An 880-nucleotide genomic window follows, 5' to 3' on the forward strand; every position below is an offset into this window, starting at 1 on the left:
TTCAGGGTCTATTTCACCCCCCTGTTCGGGGTACTTTTCACCTTTCCCTCGCGGTACTGGTTCACTATCGGTCTCTCGGGAGTATTTAGCCTTGCCAGGAGGTCCTGGCGAATTCAGGCAGGATTTCTCGTGTCCCGCCCTACTCGGGATACCGCTATCTAAGAAAGAGGTGTCGTGCACGGGGCTATCACCCTCCACGGCTTACCTTTCCAGGTAATTGCACTTCGTCTTCCGTCGAATCTCGCGGTCCCATGACCCCGCTGTCGCCGAAACGGCAGCGGTTTGGGCTCTTCCCCGTTCGCTCGCCACTACTGGGGGAATCACTTTTTGTTTTCTTCTCCTGCGGGTAATGAGATGTTTCAGTTCCCCGCGTTCGCTTACCTCACGGTATGACCGTCATCTAGACGGCCGGGTTGCCCCATTCGGAAACCCACGGGTCAAGGGTTACTTGCACCTCGCCGTGGACTATCGCGGCTTATCGCGTCCTTCTTCGCCTCCGAGAGCCTAGGCATCCACCGCGCGCCCTTAATCGTTCACGTTCGTTAGCGTCGTGTACTTTTATAATCTACCTTGTCCCCTGTATCACCACGGGGACGGCTCTGTGTTATTCTACTACATTCTTACTTCGTGGATCAAATGATCCATTAACGTTCCAGCATGTCAAAGAACTTTATCCGTGGAGAATAAGGGAGTCGAACCCTTGACCTCCTGAATGCAAATCAGGCGCTCTAGCCAACTGAGCTAATCCCCCGGCTGTAGTCCCTCGCGGAGTTGAACCGCGGACCTCTACATTATCAGTGTAGCGCTCTAACCAACTGAGCTAAGAGACTATGGTTAACCCGCTATCGGGCAATCATGTAACGTGAAAAAACGTGAAACG

Annotated in this window: 2 tRNA genes and 1 rRNA gene; all 3 read right to left on the reverse strand. The window is 53.4% G+C overall.

What is annotated here, in order from left to right:
* Nucleotides 1–539, reverse strand: a 23S ribosomal RNA gene (locus WS34_RS14910); the annotation flags it as partial.
* A 138-nt stretch (nucleotides 540–677) separates the two neighbouring features.
* Nucleotides 678–751: transfer RNA gene (locus WS34_RS14915), tRNA-Ala, on the reverse strand.
* 5 nt (nucleotides 752–756) lie between these two features.
* Nucleotides 757–830, reverse strand: a tRNA-Ile gene (locus WS34_RS14920).
* Between the last annotated feature and the right edge of the window lie 50 nt (nucleotides 831–880).

It is taken from the genome of Odoribacter sp. N15.MGS-14, from assembly GCF_000980245.1.
Lineage (GTDB): Bacteria > Bacteroidota > Bacteroidia > Bacteroidales > Marinifilaceae > Odoribacter > Odoribacter splanchnicus.